Source organism: Leucobacter sp. USCH14 (assembly GCF_037619215.1).
Taxonomy (GTDB): Bacteria; Actinomycetota; Actinomycetes; order Actinomycetales; family Microbacteriaceae; genus Leucobacter.
In genome coordinates this window covers 372,020-397,125 of sequence record NZ_JAQPZP010000001.1, presented here as the reverse complement: position 1 = coordinate 397,125, position 25,106 = coordinate 372,020, and the positions used below count along the sequence as shown (strand labels likewise).

The 25,106-nt window shown below is 67.6% G+C and carries 21 protein-coding genes; 4 read left to right on the top strand and 17 right to left on the bottom strand.

Features of this window, described 5'->3' with window-relative positions; all coding sequences use genetic code 11:
* Positions 1-8 precede the first annotated feature (8 nt).
* The 15 genes from rplW to rpoB all read right to left on the bottom strand — a co-directional run bounded on the left by rplW (position 9) and on the right by rpoB (position 19,823).
* Complete coding sequence (rplW, locus tag PQI23_RS01770) at positions 9-308, bottom strand: 50S ribosomal protein L23 (protein ID WP_339970977.1); 300 nt, start codon at positions 306-308, stop codon at positions 9-11.
* Positions 305-958: a 50S ribosomal protein L4 gene (gene rplD, locus PQI23_RS01765; RefSeq protein WP_010156395.1), complete on the bottom strand. Its 654-nt coding sequence runs from the start codon at positions 956-958 to the stop codon at positions 305-307. Before rplD ends, rplW begins: the two co-directional genes overlap by 4 nt.
* A gap of 3 nt (positions 959-961) precedes the next feature.
* The gene (gene rplC / locus PQI23_RS01760; RefSeq protein WP_010156394.1) at positions 962-1,615 is read right to left on the bottom strand and encodes a 50S ribosomal protein L3; all 654 of its coding nucleotides are present in this window, start codon (positions 1,613-1,615) and stop codon (positions 962-964) included.
* Positions 1,616-1,629: 14 nt separating this feature from the next.
* Positions 1,630-1,938, bottom strand: a complete 309-nt coding sequence (gene rpsJ, locus PQI23_RS01755) for a 30S ribosomal protein S10 (protein WP_010156393.1) — start codon at positions 1,936-1,938, stop codon at positions 1,630-1,632.
* Between the two features lie 365 nt (positions 1,939-2,303).
* Positions 2,304-3,326: a UDP-phosphate alpha-N-acetyl-D-fucosaminephosphotransferase gene (locus PQI23_RS01750; protein WP_339970965.1), complete on the bottom strand. Its 1,023-nt coding sequence runs from the start codon at positions 3,324-3,326 to the stop codon at positions 2,304-2,306.
* Positions 3,323-5,122 carry a polysaccharide biosynthesis protein gene (locus tag PQI23_RS01745; protein WP_339970964.1) on the bottom strand — a complete coding sequence of 600 codons (1,800 nt, stop codon included), beginning with the start codon at positions 5,120-5,122 and terminating at the stop codon, positions 3,323-3,325. The genes PQI23_RS01750 and PQI23_RS01745 overlap by 4 nt, the downstream gene beginning before the upstream one ends.
* A gap of 191 nt (positions 5,123-5,313) precedes the next feature.
* On the bottom strand, positions 5,314-6,507 hold the full coding sequence (tuf, locus tag PQI23_RS01740) for an elongation factor Tu (RefSeq protein ID WP_058594063.1): 1,194 nt from the start codon (positions 6,505-6,507) through the stop codon (positions 5,314-5,316).
* 162 nt (positions 6,508-6,669) lie between these two features.
* Positions 6,670-8,784 (bottom strand): elongation factor G, encoded by a 2,115-nt coding sequence (gene fusA, locus PQI23_RS01735; RefSeq protein WP_339970961.1) that lies wholly within the window; start codon positions 8,782-8,784, stop codon positions 6,670-6,672.
* Between the two features lie 135 nt (positions 8,785-8,919).
* Positions 8,920-9,390 (bottom strand): 30S ribosomal protein S7, encoded by a 471-nt coding sequence (gene rpsG / locus PQI23_RS01730; RefSeq protein ID WP_010156386.1) that lies wholly within the window; start codon positions 9,388-9,390, stop codon positions 8,920-8,922.
* Positions 9,390-9,761 carry a 30S ribosomal protein S12 gene (rpsL, locus tag PQI23_RS01725; protein WP_010156385.1) on the bottom strand — a complete coding sequence of 124 codons (372 nt, stop codon included), beginning with the start codon at positions 9,759-9,761 and terminating at the stop codon, positions 9,390-9,392. The genes rpsG and rpsL overlap by 1 nt, the downstream gene beginning before the upstream one ends.
* Before the next feature lie 286 nt (positions 9,762-10,047).
* Positions 10,048-10,683: a spermidine/putrescine ABC transporter substrate-binding protein gene (locus PQI23_RS01720; protein WP_339970958.1), complete on the bottom strand. Its 636-nt coding sequence runs from the start codon at positions 10,681-10,683 to the stop codon at positions 10,048-10,050.
* Between the two features lie 2 nt (positions 10,684-10,685).
* Entirely contained in the window at positions 10,686-11,165 is a 480-nt protein-coding gene (locus PQI23_RS01715) for a hypothetical protein (RefSeq protein WP_339970956.1), read from the bottom strand.
* Complete coding sequence (locus PQI23_RS01710; RefSeq protein ID WP_339970954.1) at positions 11,162-12,199, bottom strand: hypothetical protein; 1,038 nt, start codon at positions 12,197-12,199, stop codon at positions 11,162-11,164. The genes PQI23_RS01715 and PQI23_RS01710 overlap by 4 nt, the downstream gene beginning before the upstream one ends.
* Before the next feature lie 187 nt (positions 12,200-12,386).
* Positions 12,387-16,280 carry a DNA-directed RNA polymerase subunit beta' gene (gene rpoC, locus PQI23_RS01705; protein ID WP_339970953.1) on the bottom strand — a complete coding sequence of 1,298 codons (3,894 nt, stop codon included), beginning with the start codon at positions 16,278-16,280 and terminating at the stop codon, positions 12,387-12,389.
* A gap of 45 nt (positions 16,281-16,325) precedes the next feature.
* Complete coding sequence (gene rpoB, locus PQI23_RS01700) at positions 16,326-19,823, bottom strand: DNA-directed RNA polymerase subunit beta (RefSeq protein WP_339970951.1); 3,498 nt, start codon at positions 19,821-19,823, stop codon at positions 16,326-16,328.
* A gap of 255 nt (positions 19,824-20,078) precedes the next feature.
* On the opposite strand from rpoB, the gene PQI23_RS01695 reads away from it, so the two are divergent.
* From PQI23_RS01695 to PQI23_RS01685, 3 genes are read left to right on the top strand one after another with little or no spacing between them, the layout of a single operon-like run.
* Positions 20,079-20,777 carry a phosphatase PAP2 family protein gene (locus tag PQI23_RS01695; protein WP_339970949.1) on the top strand — a complete coding sequence of 233 codons (699 nt, stop codon included), beginning with the start codon at positions 20,079-20,081 and terminating at the stop codon, positions 20,775-20,777.
* A 54-nt stretch (positions 20,778-20,831) separates the two neighbouring features.
* Entirely contained in the window at positions 20,832-21,716 is an 885-nt protein-coding gene (locus PQI23_RS01690) for a spermidine synthase (RefSeq protein WP_339970947.1), read from the top strand.
* A gap of 4 nt (positions 21,717-21,720) precedes the next feature.
* Entirely contained in the window at positions 21,721-22,188 is a 468-nt protein-coding gene (locus tag PQI23_RS01685; protein WP_339970945.1) for a SprT-like domain-containing protein, read from the top strand.
* Between the two features lie 24 nt (positions 22,189-22,212).
* Here PQI23_RS01685 and PQI23_RS01680 read toward each other — a convergent pair whose 3' ends face one another.
* Positions 22,213-22,788, bottom strand: coding sequence for an NUDIX hydrolase family protein (locus PQI23_RS01680; RefSeq protein WP_339970943.1), 576 nt, complete (start codon positions 22,786-22,788; stop codon positions 22,213-22,215).
* Positions 22,789-22,901: 113 nt separating this feature from the next.
* Here PQI23_RS01680 and PQI23_RS01675 point away from each other — a divergent pair, with 113 nt between their 5' ends.
* Positions 22,902-23,747, top strand: a complete 846-nt coding sequence (locus PQI23_RS01675) for a nitrilase-related carbon-nitrogen hydrolase (protein ID WP_339970941.1) — start codon at positions 22,902-22,904, stop codon at positions 23,745-23,747.
* 15 nt (positions 23,748-23,762) lie between these two features.
* On the opposite strand, the gene PQI23_RS01670 is transcribed toward PQI23_RS01675, so the two are convergent.
* On the bottom strand, positions 23,763-25,094 hold the full coding sequence (locus tag PQI23_RS01670) for a CapA family protein (protein WP_339970939.1): 1,332 nt from the start codon (positions 25,092-25,094) through the stop codon (positions 23,763-23,765).
* Positions 25,095-25,106: the final 12 nt, after the last annotated feature.

Below are 25,106 nucleotides of genomic sequence, written 5' to 3'. Positions count from 1 at the left end.
CGCCCCTTCTACAGCGCAGCCGTGAAGATGTCGATGGAGCCCGACTTCAGGGTGACGATCGCGCGCTTCGTGTCCTTGCGCTTTCCCATGCCGAACTTCGTGCGGCGGGTCTTGCCCTTGCGGGTCAGCGTGCGGACCTTGGCGACCTTCACATTGAAGACCTCCTCGACGGCGAGCTTGATCTCGGTCTTGTTCGACTCCGGCTGCACCTCGAAGGTGTACTGGCCGTTCGAGTCGATGAGTCCGTAGCTCTTCTCCGAGACGATCGGGCGGATGATGACGTCGTGTGCGGACTTGTTCAAGCTCACTTCGTGTCCTCCTGAGCGGCACGGCCATCGACGAACGCGTCGAAGGCGGCCTTGGTGAAGACGAGATCGTCGCTGACGACCACGTCGTAGGCGTTGAGCTGATCCTGGAACAGCACGTGGACGTGCGCCAGGTTGCGAACGCTGAGCGCCGTCAGCTCATCCTCACGGGTGATGACCACGAGCACGCGCTTGCCCGGCGCGACCGATGCGAGGAACTCGCGAGCGGCCTTGGTGCTGGGCTTGTCGGCGATGCCGAACGTCTCGACGACATGCAGACGGTTCGCGCGAGCGCGATCCGAGAGCAGGCCGCGAAGCGCAGCGGCGATCATCTTCTTGGGGGTGCGCTGAGCGTAGTCGCGGGGCACGGGGCCGTGCACGACGCCGCCGCCGCGGTGCTCAGGAGCGCGGACCGAACCCTGACGAGCGCGACCGGTGCCCTTCTGCTTGAACGGCTTGACACCGGAACCGGAGACCTCGCCGCGGTTCTTGGTCTTGTGCGTTCCCTGGCGCGCAGCGGCGAGCTGAGCGGTGACCACCTGGTGGATCAGCGGGATGTTGGGGTCGACGCCGAAGATGGTCTCGGGAAGATCAACCGACCCGGCCTTCTTGCCCTGTGCGTCGAACACCTCGAGCTTGGTAGCGGTAGCCATGAACTACGCCCCCTTCACTGCGTTGCGAACGAATACGAGACGACCGCGCGCTCCGGGAACCGCACCCTTGACCAGGATGAGACCCTTCTCGGCATCGACCGCCTGAACGGTGAGGTTCTGCACGGTGACGCGCTCGCCGCCCATACGACCGGGCATGCGCTGGCCGCGGAAGACGCGGCCGGGAGTGGCTGCGCCACCGATCGAGCCGGGCTTGCGGTGGTTGCGGTGCGCACCGTGCGATGCGCTGACGCCCTTGAAGTTGTGACGCTTCATGGCGCCGGCGAAGCCCTTGCCCTTGGAGGTGCCGACGACGTCAATCAGCTGACCGGCCTCGAAGGTACCGTCGACGGTGAGCTCCTGGCCCAGCGAGTACTCCGACGCATCGGAGGTGCGCACCTCGGTGAGGTGACGGCGCGGCGTGACGCCCGCCTTCTCGAAGTGGCCTGCGGTGGGCTTGTTCACCTTGCGGGGGTCGATCTGACCTGCTGCGATCTGCACGGCGCTGTAGCCGTCGACCTCTGCGGTGCGGATCTGCGTGACGACGTTCGGTGCCACCTCGATGACGGTGACGGGAACGACGTTGCCGTTCTCATCCCAGACCTGCGTCATACCGAGCTTGGTGCCCAGAAGACCCTTCACGTTGCGTACTACTGACATTTCCGGATCCCCCCTTAGAGCTTGATCTCGATGTTGACGTCGGCAGGCAGGTCGAGACGCATGAGCGAATCGACGGCCTTCGGGGTGGGATCGACGATGTCGATCAGGCGCTTGTGCGTGCGCTTCTCGAAGTGCTCGCGGCTGTCCTTGTACTTGTGGGGCGAACGGATCACTGCGATCACGTTCTTCTCCGTCGGGAGCGGCACGGGGCCGATCACGGTCGCACCCGCGCGGGTCACCGTGTCGACGATCTTGCGTGCGGAGCTGTCGATGACCTCGTGGTCATACGACTTCAGTCGGATGCGGATCTTCTGTCCCGCCATGTGACTCTCTACTTTCTACTTGCGTCGTACCACTCACCCGAAGGTTCGCGGCATTGGACGTCTTACGTACCAGCGCCCTGGCTGCAGCGCTTGCGCGCTTCGTGCTGGGTCTCTGTTCACCTGTCAAAACCGTCCGGCCCGTATGGACGGGCGAGGCGGCCCCACGCGCACGAAAGCGGCCGGACTGACGTCTGGCCGCCGATCGGCGTGCAGGTCTCGTTCGCTACCCGCGGCCTAACCAGAACCCCGAACGAGCGGGGCGGTTATGCACTGCCTGGCAGTGATCCGCACCGGGGCGCGGAGTACTGAACCTGTCTATTCTCGCACGCGGACCGCAACCGTGCAACCCGGGCGTGTCGCGGCCTTCAGTGCCGGTTCGGCAGGAGTCTCGGGAGCAGGAGATACAGCACGAGTACGGCGAGTCCAGCCGCGAACAGAGCGATCGATCCGGCGGTGCCGGTGAACAGGGACAGCAGCCCGAGCAGCGACGTGGTGAGCGTCGCTGCAGCCGTCATGCCCGACGCCTGCACGTGCGAGTAGCCGAGCTGCTGCACGCGCTGATACGTGTGCTCCTTATGGGGTTCATCCCACCGGTGCCCCGACCGCACTCGCTTCACGAGCGTGACCGCCACATCGCCGAAGTAGATCACCATGGGGCCGATGGTCGCCAGCAGCGGCACGCCCGCGATCAGTGCGGCGAAGCTCGTTACGGCGACGGCGCCGCCGAGCAGGTAACTGCCCACATCACCGAGAAAGGCTCCCGGCTTCGTCAGGTTCCACGGCAGAAACCCCCCGAAGCCCGCGGCGAGCACGAGGCCCGCGGCGAACAGCCAGGGCAGATCGAGCAGCCCCCCGGCAGCCGCGAACGCGAGACCCGCGATCACTCCGTGGAACCCGCTGATGCCGTTCAACCCGTCCATGAAGTTGGCCACATTGATGTAACTCGAGATGAACAGCACCGCATAGACCGTCAGAGCCGCCGCCCCCCAGAGCGGGATGCCGGAACCCGCGAGCAGGAGGATCGCCACGGCCGCCCCGAGCGCGATAGCGAGGAGCAGGACGCTGCGCACTCCCACGCTGAGCCCGCGGAGGTCTTCGGCGAATCCCAGCAGCCCGGCGGCGAGGGAACCTGCGACGACGGTGAGCAGGATCCGCCACTCCCCTGCAGCGGCGTACTCCGCACCCACGGCGAAGCCCCCGCCGGCGCCCATCGCGACGAGCACCGCGAGGCCGAGCCCGCGCAGCACCGGGCGCGCGTGAGACGAGCGTTCGTTCGGTACGTCCATGATCCCGAGTCGCACGAGGAGCGGGCGGACGACGAACGGCAGCAGGCTGCTCGCGCCCAGGGCGACCGCGCCTGCGATCCATCCGATTGCGAACACCGTCACTGCACCCGCTCCTCGGCCTCGGCCGTCAGGTTCATGCGGGCGACCCAGCCCTCGTGGTCGAGCACCGCCGGTGAGATCGCGTCGACGCGCGCGTGGGAGATCTTCGGGTGATACGGGCGCTCGTCGCCCTCGCCGTCACCCACGAGTTCCTCGTGGAGCTTCTCGCCGTGTCGCAATCCCGTGAAGACGATGTCCACGTCGCGACCGGATTGCGCGATCATCCGCTTCGCAACGTCGAGGATGCTGACGGGTTCGCCCATGTCGAGGATCAGCACCTCGCCGGGGCGCCCGATCCCGCCCGCCTGCACCACCAGCTGGCACGCCTCCGGAATCGTCATGAAGAACCGCGTGACGTTCGGATGCGTCACCGTAACGGGGCCGCCGGCGTCGATGAGCTTGCGGAACGTCGGGAGCATGGAGCCTCGGCTCCCGATCACGTTGCCGAATCTCACGGAGAGATAGCGCTGGCCGGTGTGCTCGGCCATCCACGCCGTGAGCTTCTCCGCGACGCGCTTCGAGTGCCCGAGCACACTGGTGGGGTTCGCGGCCTTGTCCGTGGAGATGTTCACGAACGTTCCCACCTCGGCCGCCTGCGCGGCGCGCAGCACGTTGAGCGTGCCGAGCACGTTCGTCTTCCAGGCCTCGTCCGGGTACTGCTCCAGCATGGGGAGGTGCTTCAGCGCCGCGGCGTGGAAGACCACCTCCGGCATGCGCTCGCGGAAGAGGCGCTCGAGGGCGCCGGCATCGCGGATGTCCGCGAGCACGACGTCATTCGTATCGAGCAGACCATGGCCGCTGATCGACAGCTGCGTCTCCTGCAGCGAGGTCTCGTCACGGTCCAGCATGATGAGCTCGCGGGGGGCGAAGCGGGCGAGCTGCCGGCAGAGCTCGGACCCGATTGATCCGCCCGCGCCCGTCACCAGCACGCGGCGATCCTGCAGGTACGACGCGATCGACTCGGTCTCGAGGCGAACCGGATGGCGCCCGATGAGATCTTCGATGGAGAGCTGGCGCACGTCGGAGATCACCGAGTTGTTGCGCAGGATCTGATCGAGCGGCGGAAGCACCATCGCCGTCATACCCGCCCGGTTCGCCGCCTCGTCGACCCGACGCATGAGCCCCGCGTCAGCATCGCCGATGCAGACGATGAGTTTGGTCGCGCCCGTGGATCGGGCGACCTCGCCGAGATCATCGAAGCCGCCGAGCACCCGCACACCGCGCACCTCCTGCCGACGCTTCTTCGGGTCGTCGTCGATGAAGCCGACCGGCAGGGCGGATCCCTTGGCGTCGGTCAGCATCCGCTTGGCCGTCTGAACTCCGAGATACCCGGCGCCGTACAGGAGCGTGCGCTCCGCCCCGGATCCGGGCAGCATCTGCCGCTCGACGTACAACCGCGCCACATAGCGGGCCACCCCCATCAGGCTGAACGTGATGGGCGCTGCGATGAAGAGGGTGCTGCGCGGGATGCCGTTGCCGTAGCCGACGACGTAGGCGAACAGCCAGGCCACCGTCATCACCACGACGATGTCGAGCACCAGCACCCGCACCTCGTCGAAGCTGCCGACCTGGTAGCGGCTGCGGTACAGCCAGAACAGCCAGCCCGCGGCGAGCTGCAGCAGCGCGGTGACACCGATGACGACGAGCGTCCAACCCCAGTGGATGCGCATGAGATTGAAGTCGAACCGCAGTACCAGCGCTGCGAGGATCCCGATGCCCCATGCCGCTGCGTCGGCGACGAAGAGTACGCCGTACTGCCGGGTGAAGTGGGCGATGCGGCCCGCGGCGGACTGCTGCACGTGGGCTCCCTTCGTTTCGCCCGGGTCCGGTGACGTCGGGGCGTGGATCAGCTTCGAGGATACCGCGACGCGCCTGCGCGAAAGCGGAGGCCGCGCGCAGGCGCTCGGGAACGGAAGAACCCCCGGGGACGGATCCCCGGGGGTTCTGGTACCCGGCCCGAAGGCCATGAGTACCGGGAGTGCTACGAGACTTACTCGACGACCTTGGTCACCGTGCCAGCGCCGACGGTGCGGCCACCCTCACGGATCGCGAAGCCGAGGCCCTCTTCCATAGCGATCGGCTGGATCAGCTCGACCGACATGTCCGTGGTGTCGCCGGGCATGACCATCGGCTTGTCCTCGGGAAGGGTGATGACACCGGTCACGTCAGTCGTACGGAAGTAGAACTGCGGACGGTAGTTCGTCTCGAACGGGTTGTGGCGGCCGCCCTCGTCCTTCTTCAGGATGTAGGCGGTGCCGTCGAACTTGGTGTGCGGGGTGATCGAGCCCGGGGCCACGACGACCTGGCCGCGCTCGACCTCTTCGCGCTTGGTGCCGCGGAGCAGCAGGCCGCAGTTCTCGCCGGCCCACGCCTCGTCGAGCTGCTTGTGGAACATCTCGATACCGGTGACCGTGGTCTTCTGCGTCGGACGCAGGCCCACGATCTCGACCTCGGAGTTGATCTTCAGCGTACCGCGCTCGGCGCGGCCGGTGACGACGGTGCCACGACCGGTGATCGTGAAGACGTCCTCGACGGGCATGAGGAACGGCTTGTCCTTGTCGCGCACGGGATCGGGGATCGACTCGTCGACCGCCTCCATGAGCTCGACGATGGAGTTGACCCACTTCTCGTTGCCCTGGAGCGCCTCGTAGCCCGACACGCGGACGACGGGGACGTCGTCTCCGGGGTAACCCTGCTTGGAGAGCTCCTCGCGGACCTCCATCTCGACGAGCTCGAGGATCTCCTCGTCGTCGACCATGTCGCTCTTGTTGAGGGCGACAAGCAGGTAGGGAACGCCGACCTGCTTGGCGAGCAGGATGTGCTCCTTGGTCTGCGCCATCATGCCGTCGGTCGCCGCGACCACGAGGATCGCGCCGTCCATCTGAGCGGCACCGGTGATCATGTTCTTGATGTAGTCAGCGTGACCGGGGGCATCGACGTGAGCGTAGTGACGCTTGTCGGTCTCGTACTCAACGTGCGAGATGTTGATCGTGATGCCGCGCTGGCGCTCCTCGGGAGCCGAGTCGATCGTGTCGAAGTCGCGCTGCACGTTCACGTCTGACGGGAACTTGTCGGCGAGGGTCTTCGAGATCGCCGCGGTAAGGGTGGTCTTACCGTGGTCGACGTGACCGATCGTTCCGATGTTTACGTGCGGCTTGGTCCGCTCGAACTTGGCCTTCGCCACTATGGTCCTCCTCAGGACGTCGAGTACCGTTTTCCTCCGACGGTTTCGGAGGACACGAATACGGGGTTGGTGTCACTATGTTACAAGCTCAGCGTCGCGATCGCGACCTGAGCGATCCGGTCGGCGGGCATGCACGGCACCCCCGCCGACCGACCGGCGCGATTACTCGCCCTTGGCCTTCTGGATGATCTCGTCGGCCACTGCCTTCGGAACCTCGGCGTACGAGTCGAAGGTCATCGAGAACACGGCACGACCACTGGTCTTCGACCGCAGATCGCCGATGTACCCGAACATCTCGGACAGCGGGACGAGCGCCCGAACGACCTTGACGCCGCTCGCATCCTCCATCGACTGGATCTGACCGCGGCGCGAGTTCAGATCGCCGATGACGTCGCCCATGTACTCCTCGGGCGTGCGCACTTCGACCGCCATGAGGGGCTCGAGCAGCACGGGCTGCGCGAGACGCGCCGCCTCCTTGAACGCCATCGAACCGGCGATCTTGAACGCCATCTCCGAGGAGTCGACGTCGTGGTACTGGCCGTCCAGCAGCTGTGCGCGCACGTTCACGACGGGGAAGCCCGCGAGGATGCCGTACTGCATCGCGTCCTGGATACCCGCATCGACCGAGGGGATGTACTCGCGCGGCACACGACCGCCGGTCACCTTGTCCTCGAACTCGTACGTCTTGTCGGCTTCGCCCTCGAGCGGAGCCAGCGAGATCTGCACCTTCGCGAACTGACCGGAGCCACCGGTCTGCTTCTTGTGGGTGTAGTCGTACTTCGGCACCTCGCGACGGATCGTCTCGCGGTACGCGACCTGGGGCTTGCCCACGTTCGCCTCGACGTTGAACTCGCGCTTCATGCGATCGACGAGGATGTCGAGGTGGAGCTCGCCCATGCCGGCGATGACCGTCTGGCCGGTCTCGGCGTTGAGGCTCACGCGGAACGTGGGATCCTCTTCGGCGAGCTTCTGGATCGCGACGCCGAGCTTCTCCTGGTCGCTCTTCGTCTTCGGCTCGATGGCGACCTCGATGACGGGCTCGGGGAACGTCATCGATTCGAGGACGACCTGGTTCCCCGAATCCGAGAGGGTGTCTCCCGTCGTCGTGTCCTTCAGACCGATCACGGCGTAGATGTTGCCGGCCGTGAGCTCGTCGACCGGGTTCTCCTTGTTGGCGTGCATCTGGAAGATCTTGCCGATGCGCTCCTTCTTGCCCTTGGTCGAGTTGACGACCTGGGTGCCCGAGGGGACGCTGCCGGAGTACACGCGCACGTAGGTCAGCCGACCGAAGAACGGGTGCACGGCGATCTTGAACGCGAGGGCCGAGAACGGCTCGCTCGAAGACGGCTTGCGCTCGATGATGACCGACTCGTCGCGCGGGTCGTGCGCCTCGATCGCGCCCACGTCGAGCGGGTTCGGGAGGAAGTCGACGACCGCATCGAGCATCGGCTGGATGCCGCGGTTCTTGAAGGCCGAGCCGCAGTACACGGGGTAGATCTCGTTGTTCACGACGAGCTTGCGGATTCCCGCCTTGATCTCGTCGATGCTGAGCTCTTCGCCCGCGAAGTACTTCTCGAGCAGGGCGTCGTCGCTCTCGGCGACGGCCTCGACGAGCTGCGCGCGGTACTCCTCGGCCTTCGCCTGCAGGTCCGCCGGGATCTCCTGCGTCTCGTAGGCGGCGCCCAGCGAGACGTCGCCCTTGGCGTCGCCCTCCCAGACGAATGCCTTCATCGAGAGCAGATCGACGACGCCGATGAAGTCGGACTCGGCGCCGATGGGCAGCTGCATGACGAGCGGCTTCGCGCCGAGTCGGCTGACGATGGTGTCGACCGTGAAGTAGAAGTCGGCGCCCATCTTGTCCATCTTGTTGACGAAGCAGATGCGGGGAACGCCGTACTTGTCGGCCTGGCGCCAGACGGTCTCCGACTGGGGCTCAACGCCCTCCTTGCCGTCGAATACCGCGACTGCGCCGTCGAGCACGCGGAGCGAGCGCTCCACCTCGACGGTGAAGTCAACGTGGCCCGGCGTATCGATGATGTTGATCTGGTTCTTGTTCCAGAAGCACGTGACGGCAGCGCTGGTGATGGTGATACCGCGCTCCTTCTCCTGCTCCATCCAGTCGGTCGTCGAAGCACCGTCGTGCGTCTCACCCAGCTTGTGGTTCACACCCGTGTAGAACAGGATGCGCTCGGTGGTGGTGGTCTTGCCGGCATCGATGTGCGCCATGATGCCGATGTTGCGGACCTTACTCAGGTCGGTGAGCACGTCTTGTGCCACAGGGTTCTCCTCCGGGGTGGGGGTGAAGTTTCGGGAGATGTCGACTCGGCTGCCGAACTGCGCCGTCCAAGTCGCGGGGCGGGGCCCCGGTGGTTCCCGGCGGGCGCGCATGCGCACCCGCCGGGAACCGGGGTTCTACCAGCGGTAGTGGGCGAACGCGCGGTTCGACTCCGCCATCTTGTGCGTGTCCTCGCGGCGCTTCACCGCGGCTCCGAGGCCGTTGGAAGCGTCGAGAATCTCGTTGGTGAGGCGGTCGGTCATCGAGTTCTCACGACGAGCCTTCGCGTAGCTGGTGAGCCAGCGGAGGGCGAGCGTGTTCGCACGATGAGGCTTGACCTCGACGGGCACCTGGTAGGTGCTGCCGCCGACACGACGCGAGCGGACCTCGAGAGTGGGGCGCACGTTGTCGAGCGCCTTCTTGAGAACCGTGACCGCGTCCTGACCCGACTTCTCGGCGACGGTCTCGAGTGCACCGTAGACGATGCGCTCGGCGAGACCCTTCTTGCCGTCGAGGAGGATCTTGTTGACGAGCTGGCTGACTACGGGCGAACCGTAGACGGGATCAGCGACGACGGGGCGCTTGGGAGCGGGACCTTTACGGGGCATTACTTCACCTTCTTTGCACCGTAGCGGCTACGAGCCTGCTGACGATCCTTGACCGCCTGCGTGTCGAGCGCGCCGCGCACGATCTTGTAACGAACACCGGGGAGGTCCTTCACACGACCACCGCGCACGAGCACCAGCGAGTGCTCCTGCAGGTTGTGGCCCTCGCCCGGGATGTAGGCGGTGACCTCGGTGCCGTTGCGGAGCTTCACACGGGCAACCTTGCGCATTGCCGAGTTGGGCTTCTTCGGAGTGGTGGTGTACACACGGGTGCATACGCCAGCCTGCTGCGGGTTCGCCTTCAGAGCGGGCGCCTTGGTCTTAGTGACCTTCGGCGACCGGCCCTTGCGAACCAACTGCTGAATGGTAGGCAATAGTTCTCCTCATTTGTCCTGCACGGTGACAGGAATGCTTCAATGGATGAGCATGTGCGGCCGCTTGCGCGACCGCGGACCTGCTGTTCCGCGGGTGCGGAACCGAGTGCAGGTATGCCGTGGGGGCCCACTTCTCGCGAAGCGTCCGACCCTGCGGCGCAGTCCCCAGAAACCGTCGCGCAGGCACGACTGAGCCAGTGGAACACACCAGCACATAACTATACGCTCACGAACCCGCTTTGGCAATGATGCCGGGCGCGCCCGATCGCGACAGCGCCCTCGCGGTTCAGCGAGGCGGTTCGAGGTTGCGGCTCAGCTCGTCGAGCATGCTCCGGATCTGCGGTTCGACGAATCGTTGCACGGCGGTCTCGATGCGTGCGCGGTGGGCGACGAGCGCGAAGCAGACCTCCTGCCCGACGGCTGCCGCCTGTGCATCGGCGAGTTCGATCTCGCGACGCAACCGGATCTTCTCGTCTGCACTCAACGGGGGTCTCGGCAGCGGAGGCTCCGGCCGCGACTCCTCCGCCAGCCCGGCGAGGGTGAAGAGGAACGGCTGTTCGTCGTCACCGGGCTCCGGGTCGGGGTCGAGGCCGTCGAACTCCGGCTCGAGCCCGTCAGCAGGATCGTACCCGCCCGATTCCCAGAGCTCGGCGCCCTGCAGCTCCGCATGCAGTGTGGGCAGTCGGCTCTCGGTGAATTCGTCGACGCGCTTATCGATGATGCGCTGCAAGCGCGACACGAGGGCATGGACGACCTGATGCGGAACGTCCGCCGTGAGGCCCGCCGCCGCGACGACCGGCGAACCGGTGCAGCGCCGGCAGACTCGCGACCGGCCGCGATGCGTGCCGGGACTCCAGCGCGGCACCCAGCGCAACCACGAATCGACTGCGGCGTCGACCCGCTCCTCGATGCCTCCCGCCACGGTCAGTCGCCCTCCTCGTCGCGCTCCCACGGCCACCGGGGAGCCGGACGATCAGTGTAGACCCGGCGGGCCAGCACCGCCCAGAACAGAAGTGCCGTCCCTGTCCAGATGACGGGGAGCGTCGCCGCGAACGGACTGAGCCACGTCTCCTCGACCGTCATCCCGGAGAGCATTCCCAGAACCCCCCACCAGAGGTAGACCCCGGCTGCCGCGACGATGAGCGAGGACCAGGCGGGCTGCCGCCTCCCGCGCAGCAGCGCGATCGCGTGGCGCCACAGCATGGCAGCCAGCAGCGCGAGCGCCCCGAAGACGACGAGCGGAGCGATCCACGACGCGACGCCCGACTCCACGGGATCGCGGTCGAGCAGGAGCGCGAGGCCGCCCCAGACCGCTACGAGCAGCGCCGCAGCGACGATGACCGCCGCGCCGATGAGGCCCGCGACGTACCCACGGGTCACTCCCCGGCGCGGCTCGGGCGTCATGCCTGGGCGGAAGCCTTCGACTCGGCGAGAGACGCCTCGTAGTCGGCCAGCTCACGAGCATTGCGCAGCTTGACGCGACGTCCCCGACCGCCGATCCACGCACCGAACCACACGGTGGCCTCGCGTGCGACGAGCGCCGCTCCGAGCGCGGGCACGGTGAGGCCGAATCGGGTGACGAGCGTGTGGAGATCGCCCGACCAGCCTCGGGATCCGCCGAGCATCTCGCGCGGGCTCTCGAACGGCGTTCCGAAGTACGCGAGTCCGAGAGTGACCGCGATCCAGACGAGCGCGGCGACGAAGAACCCGCCCAGAACGTACGCCCACCATCCGGCGCGTCCCACGATCAGCACCAGCAGCACGAGGCCGACGAAGAACGCGACGGCTCCCGCGATGATCGGCCACGAGGTGAGCCACGGCACCAGCCCGTCCACGAGGAAGGTCGACGGGGGGAACATGGGGGCCAGCCAGAGGGCGAGCACTCCTGCCAGCACCGCTGCGAATCCGATCGTCGCCACGACGGCGATCAGTACGCCAGCGCCTCGATTCCCCTTGATGTCCGGGGGCATCGGCGTCTGCACGTACAGACCCGCCATGGGATGATCGGAACTGATCCGGATCTCGTCCTCGCGCTCGCGCGCCTTCGCCTCCGCCGCCGCAGAGGGCAGGTCGTCGAGGGCCGGCAGCGCCGCGGTCTCCTCGCGCGTCGGTGTCGCGGCGGCCGAGGATCGGTCGGTGGGCGGATCCATGTCCAGCTGCGTGTCGACGAGCGATGCCTGCTCCCGGCGAACCCGTTCCGCATCCTCATCCGCCGCGGACGCGTCGGCTTCGCGGGGCCCGGCCACCTCCGTCTCCGACTTCGTCAGCTCAGTCTGCTCGACCGCGACGTCCTCTCCCCCGGACGTGCGCGAACGCTGCACGGCGCGGAGCACCTCGGTGCGGCTCGCCTCGGTCTCCTCGACCGGTGCCCCCGGATTGGCGGCGGTCTCGGGCGTTTCCGCAGCCCTCGACGCGGATCCCTCGCGCTCGTCGCTCATCGCTTCACCTCTCGTAGCGGATCGGGATGCCCGGCGCAGTAGTCGCACCTGACACGATCATGTGCGGCAACAGTACAAGCTCGGAGCACGCGCGCGAGTCTCCCGCGCCGTGCTGCTCGAACACGGGGAACGCGAAACGGGCGCCCCCACCCGAAGGTGAGGACGCCCGTCGCGTCGGCGCTGCAGACTAGCTGTAGTTGCCGGGGTTGAACTCGTCGGTCGTGAAGCTGTCGAAGTCCACGAACGAGAGATCGTTCTCGTCGAAGGTTCCCTCGGTGGCGAAGAGGCGGTTCGGGTACCGCTCCGCCTTCGCCTCCTCGGTCGCCGCGACGTCGACATCGCGGTAGACGCCGAGTCCCGTGCCGGCCGGGATCAGCTTGCCGATGATCACGTTCTCCTTGAGCCCGATGAGCGGATCTCGCGATCCCTCCATCGCTGCCTGGGTGAGCACGCGCGTCGTCTCCTGGAAGGACGCGGCGGAGAGCCACGACTCGGTCGCGAGCGAGGCCTTGGTGATTCCCATGACCTCGGGTCGCGCCGTCGCTGCGCGCTTCGAATCGAGCAGCGCCTCGCGGTTGATCCGCTGGTAGCGCGCGCGGTCGACCAGCTCGCCCGGAAGCAGCTCGGTCTCGCCGTGATCCACCACCGTGACCTTGCGCAGCATCTGGCGCACGATGACCTCGATGTGCTTGTCGTGGATCGGCACGCCCTGTGAGCGGTAGACGCCCTGAACGCCCTCGACGAGGTACTTCTGCACCGCGCGCTCACCGGGGATGTGCTTGCCGTTCTCGGTGGAGCCGACCTGCAGGATGTCCTTCGGATCGAGCGTGCCGGCGAGGAAGGGCTGGCCCAGCTCGACGTGGTCGCCGTCCTCGACGAGCAGCGTCGCGCGCTTCAGCACGGGGTACGCCTTCTCCTCGGTGCCGTCATCCGGCGTGAGCAGGATCCGGCGGCTCTTCTCGGAGTCGTCGATCAAGACGCGACCCGCGGCTTCGGCGATCGGCGATGCACCCTTCGGGGTACGCGCCTCGAAGAGCTCCTGCACGCGGGGCAGACCCTGCGTGATGTCGTCGGCCGAGGCGGAACCACCGGTGTGGAAGGTGCGCATCGTCAGCTGCGTACCCGGCTCGCCGATCGACTGCGCCGCGATGATGCCCACGGCCTCGCCGATGTCGACGCGCTGACCGGTGGCCAGCGAGCGCCCGTAGCAGGTCGCGCACACGCCGACGGCGGACTCGCAGGTGAGCACGGAGCGCACCTTGATCTCGGTGACTCCGCCCGCGACGAGCTTCTCGATGAGCACATCGCCCACGTCCTCGCCCGCCTGCGCGACGACTGCGCCCTCGCCGTTCACCGCGTCCGCGGCGAGCGTACGGGCGTATACGGAGTTCTCGACGTCCTCATCGCGCACGAGCACGCCATTGGCGTCGGGTGCGGCGATGGGCAGGTCGAGGCCGCGCCGCGTGCCGCAGTCGTCCTCGCGGATGATGACGTCCTGAGACACGTCCACCAGACGACGGGTCAGGTAGCCCGAGTCGGCGGTGCGCAGCGCCGTATCGGCCAGACCCTTTCGCGCGCCGTGGGTCGCGATGAAGTACTCCGCGACCGACAGGCCCTCGCGGTACGAGTTGATGATCGGGCGCGGGATGATCTCGCCCTTCGGGTTCGACACCAGCCCGCGCATGCCGGCGATGTTGCGAATCTGCAGCCAGTTGCCACGAGCACCCGACGACACCATGCGGAAGATCGTGTTGTCCTCCGGGAACTGCTCGCGCATCGCCGCAGCCACCTCGTCGGTCGCCTCGGTCCAGATCTCGGTCAGCGCCTTCTTGCGCTCGCTGTCCTGGATCATGCCGCGCTCGTAATCGCGCTCGACCTTCGCCGCGCGCTTCTCGTGCTCGCCGATGATCTCGCCCTTGTTGGCGGGGGTGACGACGTCGGAGAGCGAGACGGTCACACCGGAGCGCGAGGCCCAGTGGAAGCCCGCGTCCTTGATGCGGTCGAGCGTCGCCGCGACCTCCACCTTCGGGTAGCGCTCCGCGAGGTCGTTGACCAGGCTCGAGAGCGAGCCCTTGTCGGCGACCCGCTCGAAGTAGGCGTAGTCGGAGGGCAGCGCCTCGTTGAAGATGGCTCGCCCGAGCGAGGTCTCCACGAGCACCGGCTTCTCCGACGTCACGCCGTGCTCGTCGGTGTACCCGGTGAGACGGATCTTGACGCGCGCGCCCAGGTCGAGTGTGCCCTCGTCCATGGCGAGGATCGCCTCGGCGATCGATCCGAAGGCACGGCCGGTGCCGACGGAATCGCGCTTGATCGTCGTGAGGTGGTGCAGGCCGATGATCATGTCCTGCGAGGGCAGGGTGACCGGGCGGCCGTCCGAGGGCTTCAGGATGTTGTTCGACGCGAGCATGAGCACGCGCGCCTCGGCCTGGGCCTCGACCGACAGCGGCAGGTGCACGGCCATCTGGTCGCCGTCGAAGTCCGCGTTGAAGGCGGCGCAGACGAGCGGGTGCAGCTGGATCGCCTTGCCCTCGACGAGCTGCGGCTCGAAGGCCTGGATGCCGAGTCGGTGCAGCGTCGGCGCGCGGTTGAGCAGCACCGGACGCTCGCGGATGATCTCCTCGAGCACGTCCCAGACCTCGGAGCGCGCGCGCTCGACCATGCGCTTCGCGGCCTTCACGTTCTGCGCGTGCGACAGGTCCATGAGGCGCTTGATCACAAACGGCTTGAACAGCTCGAGCGCCATCTGCTTGGGCAGGCCGCACTGGTGCAGCTTGAGCTGCGGACCGACCACGATGACCGAACGGCCCGAGTAGTCCACGCGCTTGCCGAGCAGGTTCTGACGGAAGCGGCCCTGCTTGCCCTTGAGCATGTCGCTCAGCGACTTGAGGGCGCGATTGCCGGTTCCCGTCACGGGGCGACCGCGGCGACCGTTGTCGAACAGCGCGTCGACGGCCTCCTGCAGCATGCGCTTCTCGTTGTTCACGATGATCTCCGGGGCGCCCAGGTCGAGCAGACGACGCAGACGGTTGTTGCGGTTGATCACGCGACGGTACAGGTCGTTGAGATCTGAGGTCGCGAAGCGACCGCCGTCGAGCTGCACCATGGGGCGCAGCTCCGGCGGGATGACCGGAACGACGTCGAGCACCATGGCTGCCGGGCTCGCACCCGTCTGCAGGAAGGAGCTGACGACCTTCAGGCGCTTGATCGCGCGAATCTTCTTCTGACCCTTGCCCTCGGCGATCTGCAGGTGCAGCGCCTCAGCCTCAGCGGCGAGATCGAAGGACTCCAGGCGCTTCTTGATCGCCTCGGCGCCCATGTAGGCCTCGAAGTAATCGCCGTAGCGATCCTGCAGGTCCGCGAAGACGGCATCCTCGGGCTTCAGGTCGCCGACCTTGAGGCCGCGGAAGTCCTCCCACACGCGCTGCAGACGAGCGATGTCGTCGTCGAAGCCCTTGCGGATGGCGGTCATCTCCTTCTCCGCCGAAGCCTCGGCGCGGCGGCGCTGATCGGCCTTCGCCCCTTCGGCCTCGAGTGCGGCGAGGTCGGACTCCGCCTGCTGCTGACGCTGCGCGATCGAGATGTCGCGCTGATCCTCGAGCGCCTTCAGCTCGAGACGCAGCTCGGCCTCCAGCTCGCCCAGATCCTCGTGACGGCCCTCTTCATCGATGTCGATGATCATGTACGCGGCGAAGTAGATGACCTTCTCGAGGTCCTTCGGCGCCATGTCGAGGAGGTAGCCGAGACGCGACGGCACACCCTTGAAGTACCAGATGTGCGTGACCGGAGCGGCCAGCTCGATGTGGCCCATGCGCTCACGACGGACGCTGGACTTCGTCACCTCGACGCCGCAGCGCTCGCAGACGATGCCCTTGTAGCGGACGCGCTTGTACTTGCCGCACGCGCACTCCCAGTCGCGGCTGGGCCCGAAGATCTGCTCGCCGAACAGACCGTCCTTCTCGGGCTTCAGCGTGCGGTAGTTGATGGTCTCCGGCTTCTTGACCTCGCCGAACGACCAGCTGCGGATGTCTTCAGCCGTCGCGAGACGGATCTGCAGCTCGTTGAAACTCGTACCCTCGAGCAAAATGTTCTCCTTGGGGATTTCAGTAGAAGTGAAGGTGTCGCCGGCTCAGATCTCGTCGATCGACGAGGATTCGAAGCGGGTGGAGAGATTGATGCCGAGCTCTTCCGCGGTGCGGTGCGCCTCGTCGTCGTTGTCGCGCAGGTTGACGGCGTTGCCGTCGGCCCCCAGCACCTCGACGTTCAGGCAGAGCGACTGCATCTCCTTCATGAGCACTCGGAAGGACTCGGGCACGCCGGGCTCGGGGATGTTCTCCCCGCGCACGATCGCCTCGTACACCTTCACACGACCCAGGATGTCGTCGGACTTCACGGTCAGCAGCTCCTGCAGCGCGTATGCGGCGCCGTAGGCCTCGAGCGCCCACACCTCCATCTCGCCGAAGCGCTGCCCGCCGAACTGCGCCTTGCCGCCGAGCGGCTGCTGGGTGATCATCGAGTACGGGCCCGTCGAGCGCGCGTGGATCTTGTCGTCCACCAGGTGGTGCAGCTTCAGGATGTACATGTAGCCGACCGAGATCGGGTACGGGTACGGCTCGCCCGAGCGACCGTCGAACAGACGCGTCTTGCCCGAGGAATCGATGAGGCGCTCCCCGTCGCGGGTGACGAGCGTCGAATCCAGCAGACCGGCGATCTCGGCCTCGGACGCGCCGTCGAACACGGGGGTCGCGACCTTGGTGTTCGGAGCGGCTTCGAGCGCCTGCTGGGAGAGCTTGGCGGCCCACTCGGGAGTGCCCTCGACCTTCCAGCCCTGCTTGGCGATCCAGCCGAGGTGCACCTCGAGCACCTGCCCGAAGTTCATTCGGCCCGGGATGCCCAGCGGGTTCAGGATCACGTCGACCGGGGTGCCGTCCTCGAGGAACGGCATGTCCTCGACCGGGAGGATCTTCGAGATGACGCCCTTGTTGCCGTGACGGCCCGCGAGCTTGTCGCCCTCGGTGATCTTGCGCTTCTGAGCGATATAGACGACCACGCGCTGGTTGACGCCCGAGCCGAGCTCGTCGTCGTTGTCGTTCTCCGCGTCGAAGACCTTGACGGAGGTGACGGTTCCGGAGACGCCGTGAGGCACCTTGAGCGATGTGTCGCGCACCTCGCGGCTCTTCTCGTTGAAGATCGCGCGGAGCAGGCGCTCCTCGGCCGACAGCTCGGTCTCGCCCTTCGGGGTGACCTTGCCGACGAGGATGTCTCCGGGCGAGACCTCGGCGCCGATGCGGATGATGCCGCGCTCGTCGAGGTCCTTCAGCGCCTCCATGCTCGCGTTGGGGAGGTCACGGGTGATCTCCTCCTTGCCGAGCTTGGTGTCGCGCGCGTCGACGTCGTACTCCTCGATGTGGATCGACGACAGCGTGTCGTCCTTCACCAGGTTCTGGCTCAGGATGATCGCGTCCTCGAAGTTGTGGCCCTCCCACGACATGAACGCGACGAGCAGGTTCTTGCCGAGCGCGAGCTCGCCGTTCTCCGTCGCGGGACCGTCGGCGATGACCTCGCCGGCCTCGATGCGCTCGCCCGCCTTGACGATGACGCGGTGGTTGTAGTTCGTGCCCTGGTTCGAGCGATCGAACTTGCGCATGAAGTAGCTCTTCGTGCCGCCCTCATCCTCCTGGATGGTGACGAAGTCCGCGGAGACCTCTTCCACGACGCCCGACTTGGCGGCCGTGATCACGTCGCCCGCATCGATCGCGGCGTAGCCCTCCATACCGGTGCCGACCACCGGCGACTCGCTGCGCACCAGCGGCACCGCCTGGCGCTGCATGTTGGCACCCATCAGCGCGCGGTTCGCGTCGTCGTGCTCGAGGAACGGGATCAGCGAGGTCGCGACCGACACCATCTGGCGGGGCGAGACGTCCATGTAGCCGACGCGCTCGGCGTCGACCATGATGACCTCCGAGCCGCGGGGGCGCGCGAGTACCTGCTTCTCTGCGAAGGAGCCGTCCTGCGCGAGCGGAGCGCCCGCCTGCGCGATGAGGTACTCGTCCTCCTCGTGCGCGGTGAGGTAGTCGACCTGATCGGTGACCTTGCCGTCGACGACGCGGCGGTACGGCGTCTCGATGAAGCCGAACGCGTTGATGCGCGCGAACGTCGCGAGCGCGCCGATCAGGCCGATGTTCGGGCCTTCCGGCGTCTCGATCGGGCACATGCGGCCGTAGTGGGACGGGTGCACGTCTCGCACCTCGACGCCGGCGCGGTCGCGCGAGAGACCGCCCGGGCCGAGCGCGGAGAGGCGGCGCTTGTTGGTCAGACCCGCGAGCGGGTTGTTCTGATCCATGAACTGCGACAGCTGGGACGTTCCGAAGAACTCCTTGATCGCGGCCAGCACGGGCCGGGTGTTGATCAGGGTGTTCGGCGTGATCGCCTCGATGTCCTGCGTCGTCATGCGCTCGCGGACGACGCGCTCCATGCGGCTGAGGCCGGTGCGCACCTGGTTCTGGATGAGCTCGCCCACGGCGCGGATGCGGCGGTTGCCGAAGTGATCGATGTCGTCGGTCTCGAGGCGAACGTCGACCGGCTGGCCCTCACGGGTGCCGGGGAGCGTCTCGGTGCCCGCGTGCAGGCCGACCAGGTACTTGATCGTCGCAACGATGTCCTCGAGCGACAGCACCGAGTCGGTGATGGGCGCGTCGACGCCCAGCTTGCGGTTGATCTTGTACCGGCCGACCTTCGCCAGGTCGTACCGCTTCGGGTTGAAGTAGCTGTTGTCGAGGAGGGCGCGCGCGGCCTCGATGGCGACCTGCTCGCCCGGGCGCTGCTTGCGGTAGATGTCCTTGAGCGCCTCTTCCTGCGTGACGATCGCGTCCTTCTCCAGGGTGAGCGCGATCGACTCGTAGCCGGCGAACTCCTCGAGGATCTCCTCGCTCGTCATGCCGAGCGCCTTCAGGAACACGGTGACCGACTGCTTGCGCTTGCGGTCGATGCGCACGCCGACCTGATCGCGCTTGTCGACCTCGAACTCGAGCCACGCGCCGCGGCTCGGGATGACGCGGGCCGTGAAGACGTCCTTATCGCTGGTCTTCTCCTGCGCCCGCTCGAAGTAGACGCCCGGGCTGCGGACGAGCTGCGACACGATGACGCGCTCGGTGCCGTTGATGATGAAGGTGCCCTTGTCGGTCATGATGGGGAAATCGCCCATGTAGACCGTCTGGCTCTTGAGCACCTGCGTCTCGGTGTTGTAGAACGCGGCCTCGACGTACAGCGGCGCGGCGTAGGTCTTGCCGCGCTCCTTGCACTCCTCGATGGTGAACTTCTGCTCATCGAGGATCGGGTTCTCGAAGGAGAGCTGCATCGTGCCGGCGTTGTCTTCGATCGGCGAGATCTCGTCGAAGATCTCCTCGAGGCCGCTCTTGAGCGCGATGTCCTCGCGCCCCTGGGCTTGCGCCTCGACGACACGCGACTTCCACGTGTCATTGCCGACGAGCCAGTCGAAGCTCTCGAGCTGCAGTGCCAGCAGGTTGGGCACCGACAGCTTGTCGGAAATCTTGGCGAAGGAGAGCCGCTGGTGATCGCGGCCGTTCTTCGGATTCTGGGTGGACGATGCGTTGCGCGCAGCAGCCAAGGAAACTACCTCCGTGGGCCCCGTCGGGCCGGTTGACCTGGTCTTGCGAGAATTGCTTCAGGATCACGCCATCGAGGCTCATCTGCGCTTTCGCGCCAGCTCCCGGGGCCTACCGATATATGCAGGCACACTGGTGTCCGTAGTGCAACTGTCAACTGTAACAGCATCGTTACCGCCTGTCCAGTGCGACATGACGCTCAGCCCGGGTCGGCATTTCGGGCCGCCGCTCACAGGAGTCTCCACTAGCGTAACGGAATGGCACCCTCCGACCGCGCCCCCGTTCCTCGACCGCAGCGGTCGGCGGCAGCCCGACGCACTCCCCCGCCCGCCGCGGTCGCGGCGTCCATCGCCGCGATGCTGGTGATCGGGGTGTTCGGCGCCTACCAGCGCTTCGCGCAGACCGGCGTCTTCGGAATCGACGCCTGGTGGGCCGACACGGTGTCGATCGAGCGCGGGTCGGCCCTCTTCGCGGTCGCCGTGTTCCTCGCACAGGTGGGCGACGGTATCGGCGCGGCGGCGTGCGCCGCGATCCTCGGAGCGCTCTGCTTCGCGCTCCGCAGACCGAGAGACGGGGCCGCGATCCTCACAGCGGCGGTACTCGGCGTCATCGCCTCGGAGGCGGTCAAAGCGATCACCCTGCGCACGAGACCGACCGGTCAGCTCTTCGAGAGCTTCGGCGCCTCGTACCCCTCCGGGCACTCCATGGGGGCCGCAGCACTCGCGGTCTCGGTGGTGCTGGTCGCGATCGGCTCCGATCGCATCGATGCGCGCCTGCGCGGTTGGATCACCGCCGCCGCGGCGCTCTGGATCATCGCGATGATGTGGAGCCGTACGGCGCTCCACGTGCACTGGCTCACCGACACCGTGGCCGGCGCCGTCCTCGGCGTCGCCGCCGCGATCATCGCCCGCCGGCTCTGGTTCGGCCCGCAGTCGGCGCCCGCCGCGCGGCGGTGACCTCGCCCCGGCCGCGCACGGCCCGCACCTGCGCCGGCGCGTAGGCTGATCCTCATGAGCGAAGCGCGCCGCACCGACCGCCCCGCACCGGCGGCTCGCCAGGTCACCCTCACCTCGGGTCTGAGCGCCGAGATCGAGGAGGATCGCTGGGTGCCCGGGGCCGTGCAGCTGCTCGTCGACGGCACTCCGCAGTCCCACGTCAACCTGCGCGACCCGTCGGAGCTGTTCTTCGAGTACATCCGCCGCATCGGGCACGTGATCGATCTCTTCCGCCTGAGCGGGCAGCCGGTGTCGGCTCTCCACCTGGGCGGGGGCGCGTTCACGCTGCCGCGCTACATCGAGGCGACGCGGCCCGGCAGCCGCCAGCAGGTCGTCGAACTCGAAGGCGCGCTCGTCGACCTCGTGCGCGAGGCCGCGCCGCTCCCGAAGCGGGCGAGCATCCGGGTGCGTCGGGGCGACGCGCGTGCGGTCGTCGAGAAGCTCCCGGAGGGCATGCGCGGCGCGATGGACCTGATCGTGGTCGACATCTTCGCCGGCGCCCGCACGCCCGCGCACGTCTCGAGTGTCGAGTTCTACGCGCTGCTGCGCCCGTTCCTCGCGCCCGGCGGTCTCATCGTGGTCAACGCCGCCGACGGGGCGGGGCTGCCGTTCGTGCGCGGTCAAGCGGCCACGCTCTCGCACCTCTTCGCCTCGACGGCGGCGGTCGCAGAGCCGCAGGTGCTCAAGGGCCGCCGATTCGGCAATGTCGTGTTCATCGCGTCCGACACCGATCTCGAGTCCCTCGACTGGCTCCCCCGGTTGCTCGCGGGTGGACCCCACCCCGCGCGGATGATCGTCGGACGCGAGTTCGACGAGCTCGTGCGGAGCGCCGCCCCGGTCACGGACGCTACGGCGGTCGACTCCCCCGAGCCCGCGCGCGCACTCTTCGAGCGGAGCTGAACGCATGGCCGACCTCGCGCGAGTGCGCATCTGGGCCGACGCGCTCATCGCGATGCATCTTCCCGTCGACCCAGCGCGATCCGCCGAGCCGTGGACCTTCGCGTTCGACAACGCGAAGCGTCGCGCGGGGCTCTGCAACTACACCGATCGACGCATCACGGTGTCGCGGTACCTGGCCGAGAAGTTCGAGGACGACGAGATCCACCAGGTGCTGCTCCACGAGGTGGCGCACGCGCTCGCGGGGCCCGACGCCGCGCATGGAGCGCGGTGGAAGGCGATCGCCCAGCAGATCGGATACGTCGGCGGGGTGACGCACCGCGGGGAGATCGCGCACGAGCGCGCTCCCTGGGTGGGCACCTGCTCCGCGGGACACGAGCACTTCCGGTTCCGCAGGCCGACGCGCGTGCACTCCTGCGGAGCGTGCGCTCGGGGGTTCTCGGCGCGGCACGTCATCACGTGGCGCAAGCGGTGACCCCTCGAATCCCGCGAACCCGCCTCAGCAGCTGATCGACGACAGCGCCTGGCGCAGCAGCGCGCCGCGTCCGTTCGAGAACTCGTCGAGCGTCGAGGGCGATGTCGCCTCCTCGGGCGCCATCCACGTGACCTCGAGGGCGTCTTGACGCGGATTGCACGTGCCCGTCACCGGGACGACGTAGACGAGCGAGACGGCGTGCTGCCGATCGTCGACAAACGGCGAGATTCCGGGCATCGGGAAGTACTCGGCGACCTGCGCGGGCACGAGCGCGGCGGGCATCTGCGGGAACGCCATCGGCCCGAGGTCGTTCTCCAGGTGGCGGAAGAGCGCCTCCCGCAGCGTCTCCCCGTAGCGCACCCTGCCCGAGACGAGCGACCGCTGCATCACGCCCTCCGGAGTGCTCCGCAGCAGGAGGCCGACCTCGACGACCTGGCCCAGCCCGTCGAGTCGCACGGGGACGGCCTCGACGTACATGATCGGCATGCGCCCTCGGACGAAGCTCAGCTCGTCGTCGCTCAACCAGCCGGGGTTGCCGGGAGGCGTCGGCCGATCCTCTGGGCCATCCGGGTCCGGGAGTTCGGCCGTGTCGATCGTCATACCTCACCCGTCCCGTCGTATTCGCGACCCGGATCGGCACGACCGGGCACGTCCCATCCTGCCACGCCGGTCCGCGCTGTCGTGCGTGGCGCGCCTCACCTAGGCTGTGAGACATGCACGCGCCCCCGAGTTCCGCGATCCCCGGCCCCCGACGCGTCGCCGTCGCCCAGATCGCGAGCCCCGACGATGAATCCCCCGCACAGCGCATCGACCGCGTCGAGTCGCTCCTGCGCGAGATCGAGCACGTCGACCTCATCACGCTGCCGGAGCTGTGGAGCGCCGGGTACTTCGCCTTCGACCGGTACGCGGAACGCGCGGAGACGCTGGACGGGCCGACGGTGCGGATGGCGCAGCGGGTGGCCCGCGACCTCGGCAGCGAGGTGCACCTCGGCAGCATCGTCGAGCGGGGCGAGGGGGGAGCACTCCACAATACGGCCGTGCTCGTCGACGCGACCGGCCGCGTGTCGCAGACGTACCGGAAGATCCACGTCTTCGGCTACCAGTCGTCGGAGTCCCAGCTGCTCACCCCCGGGCGATCACTGAGCGTCGCGCCCAGCATCCTCGGCGCGACCGCGAGCACGACCTGCTACGACCTGAGGTTCCCCGGTCTGTGGCAGGAGCTCAGCGAGCGCGGGGCCGAATCCGCGATCGTGCCCGCGGCCTGGCCCGCCGCTCGGCGGGAGCACTGGCGGCTGCTCACGCAGGCGCGGGCCGTCGAGCACCAGCTCTGGGTCGTCGCGACGAACGCGTGCGGCAGCCAGTCCGGTGTGCAGCTCGGCGGGTTCAGTCGCGTGATAGACCCTTCGGGGCGCGTCGTCGCGGAGTGCGGGGACGGCGAGGACGTGCTGATCGTCGATGTCGATCCCGCACAGGTCGCGGCGGTGCGCGACGAGTTCCCCGTGATCGGCGACCGGCTCAGCTCCGCCGACTACCGCTCGCTCGGCGACGGCCGTCTCTGAGGGGCCTCGGCGCCGCTATTCGGGCAGGATGGCGACATCGGGCCCGAGGATCGCCGTAGACGCTTCGATCTGCTGCTCGGGCGTCACTCCGAAGCGCGTCGCGTTCAGGAGTTCGCCGGACGCGGCCAACGGGGTGATCGACAGATTCGTGCGCGCGAGCAGGTCTCCCGCCGCCTCCTGCTCCGCCGTCCAGTCGTAGTGCATGTACGTGAGGATGCCGGTCGGATTCTCGATCGCGACGTCGCCGGAATCCGGATCGCGCACGGCGTCGAATCCGGCGATCACGCCGGTGCGCTGATCGAGCCCCAGCTGCGTGTTCAGCATGTTTCCGATCGAGTACCACACGAGCGTGCGACCGCCGTCGGCCCGGTCGAGCCAGGTCGTCGGCTGCAGCACGTGCGGGCCGGTGCCGACGATGACATCTGCGCCGAGATCTGCGACCCGCTGCGCGAAGGCGCGCTGCTGGTCGTTGACCTCATGGGAGTCCTCTGTGCCCCAGTGGGCGGAGACGACGACCACATCGGCCAACTCGTCGGCCTGCGTCATGAGGTCGGTGACGAGCGCGTCGTCGCCCATCGTGTTCAGCGATACCGCGTCGATCGGAGCGTTGGAGTACTCGGCGAACGAGACCAGCGCGAACGTCACGCCGCCCTGCTCGAAGACCTGGACCGTCCGCTGCTCCTCGGCGTCGCGGTTCGCACCGCCGACGGCCGAGGGAGTCAGCCCATCCCACACGCCGCGGGTCGCGGCGATGCCCGCGGTACCGAGGTCCGCACTGTGATTCGTCGCCAGGTTCACGAGGTCGCACCCCGCCGCACCGTGGAGGGCGCCGGCGAACTCGACGGGCGCATTGAACGTCGGGTATCCGCTGATACCGAAATCGGCTCCCGCGCTCGGCACCTCCTGATTGCAGAACGTGACATCTGCGGCCTCGAGCTGCGGCGCGATCCCGGTGAAGAACTGCCCGTAGTCCGGGGTTCCGCTCGGCTGCAGCGCCTGTTCGTTGATGGAGTCGTGCGGCAGCATGTCGCCCATGGCGATGACCGTCACCCTTCCGTCATCGGTTTCGTCCTCCGCGGCGGGATCGGGCTCCGGCTTCGGTTCGTCGGCCTCGGCGGGCGGCTCTTCCGAAGGCTCGGGGTCGGCGCCGGCGACCGGCGGGGTCGACCGCTGCTCCGAGCTCCATACCAGCGCGGCAGCACCACCGCCGATGCCGAGCACGACGACTGCCGCCGCGGTGAGCGTCAAGATCAGGCGCGTTCGACGGGAGAGGCGGCGCTTCCCCGTGACCGCGATGGGAGTGTAGCCCGCCGGGCCGCCCGGTCGCGTCTCGCTGCCATCCTGCATGGCACCAGCGTA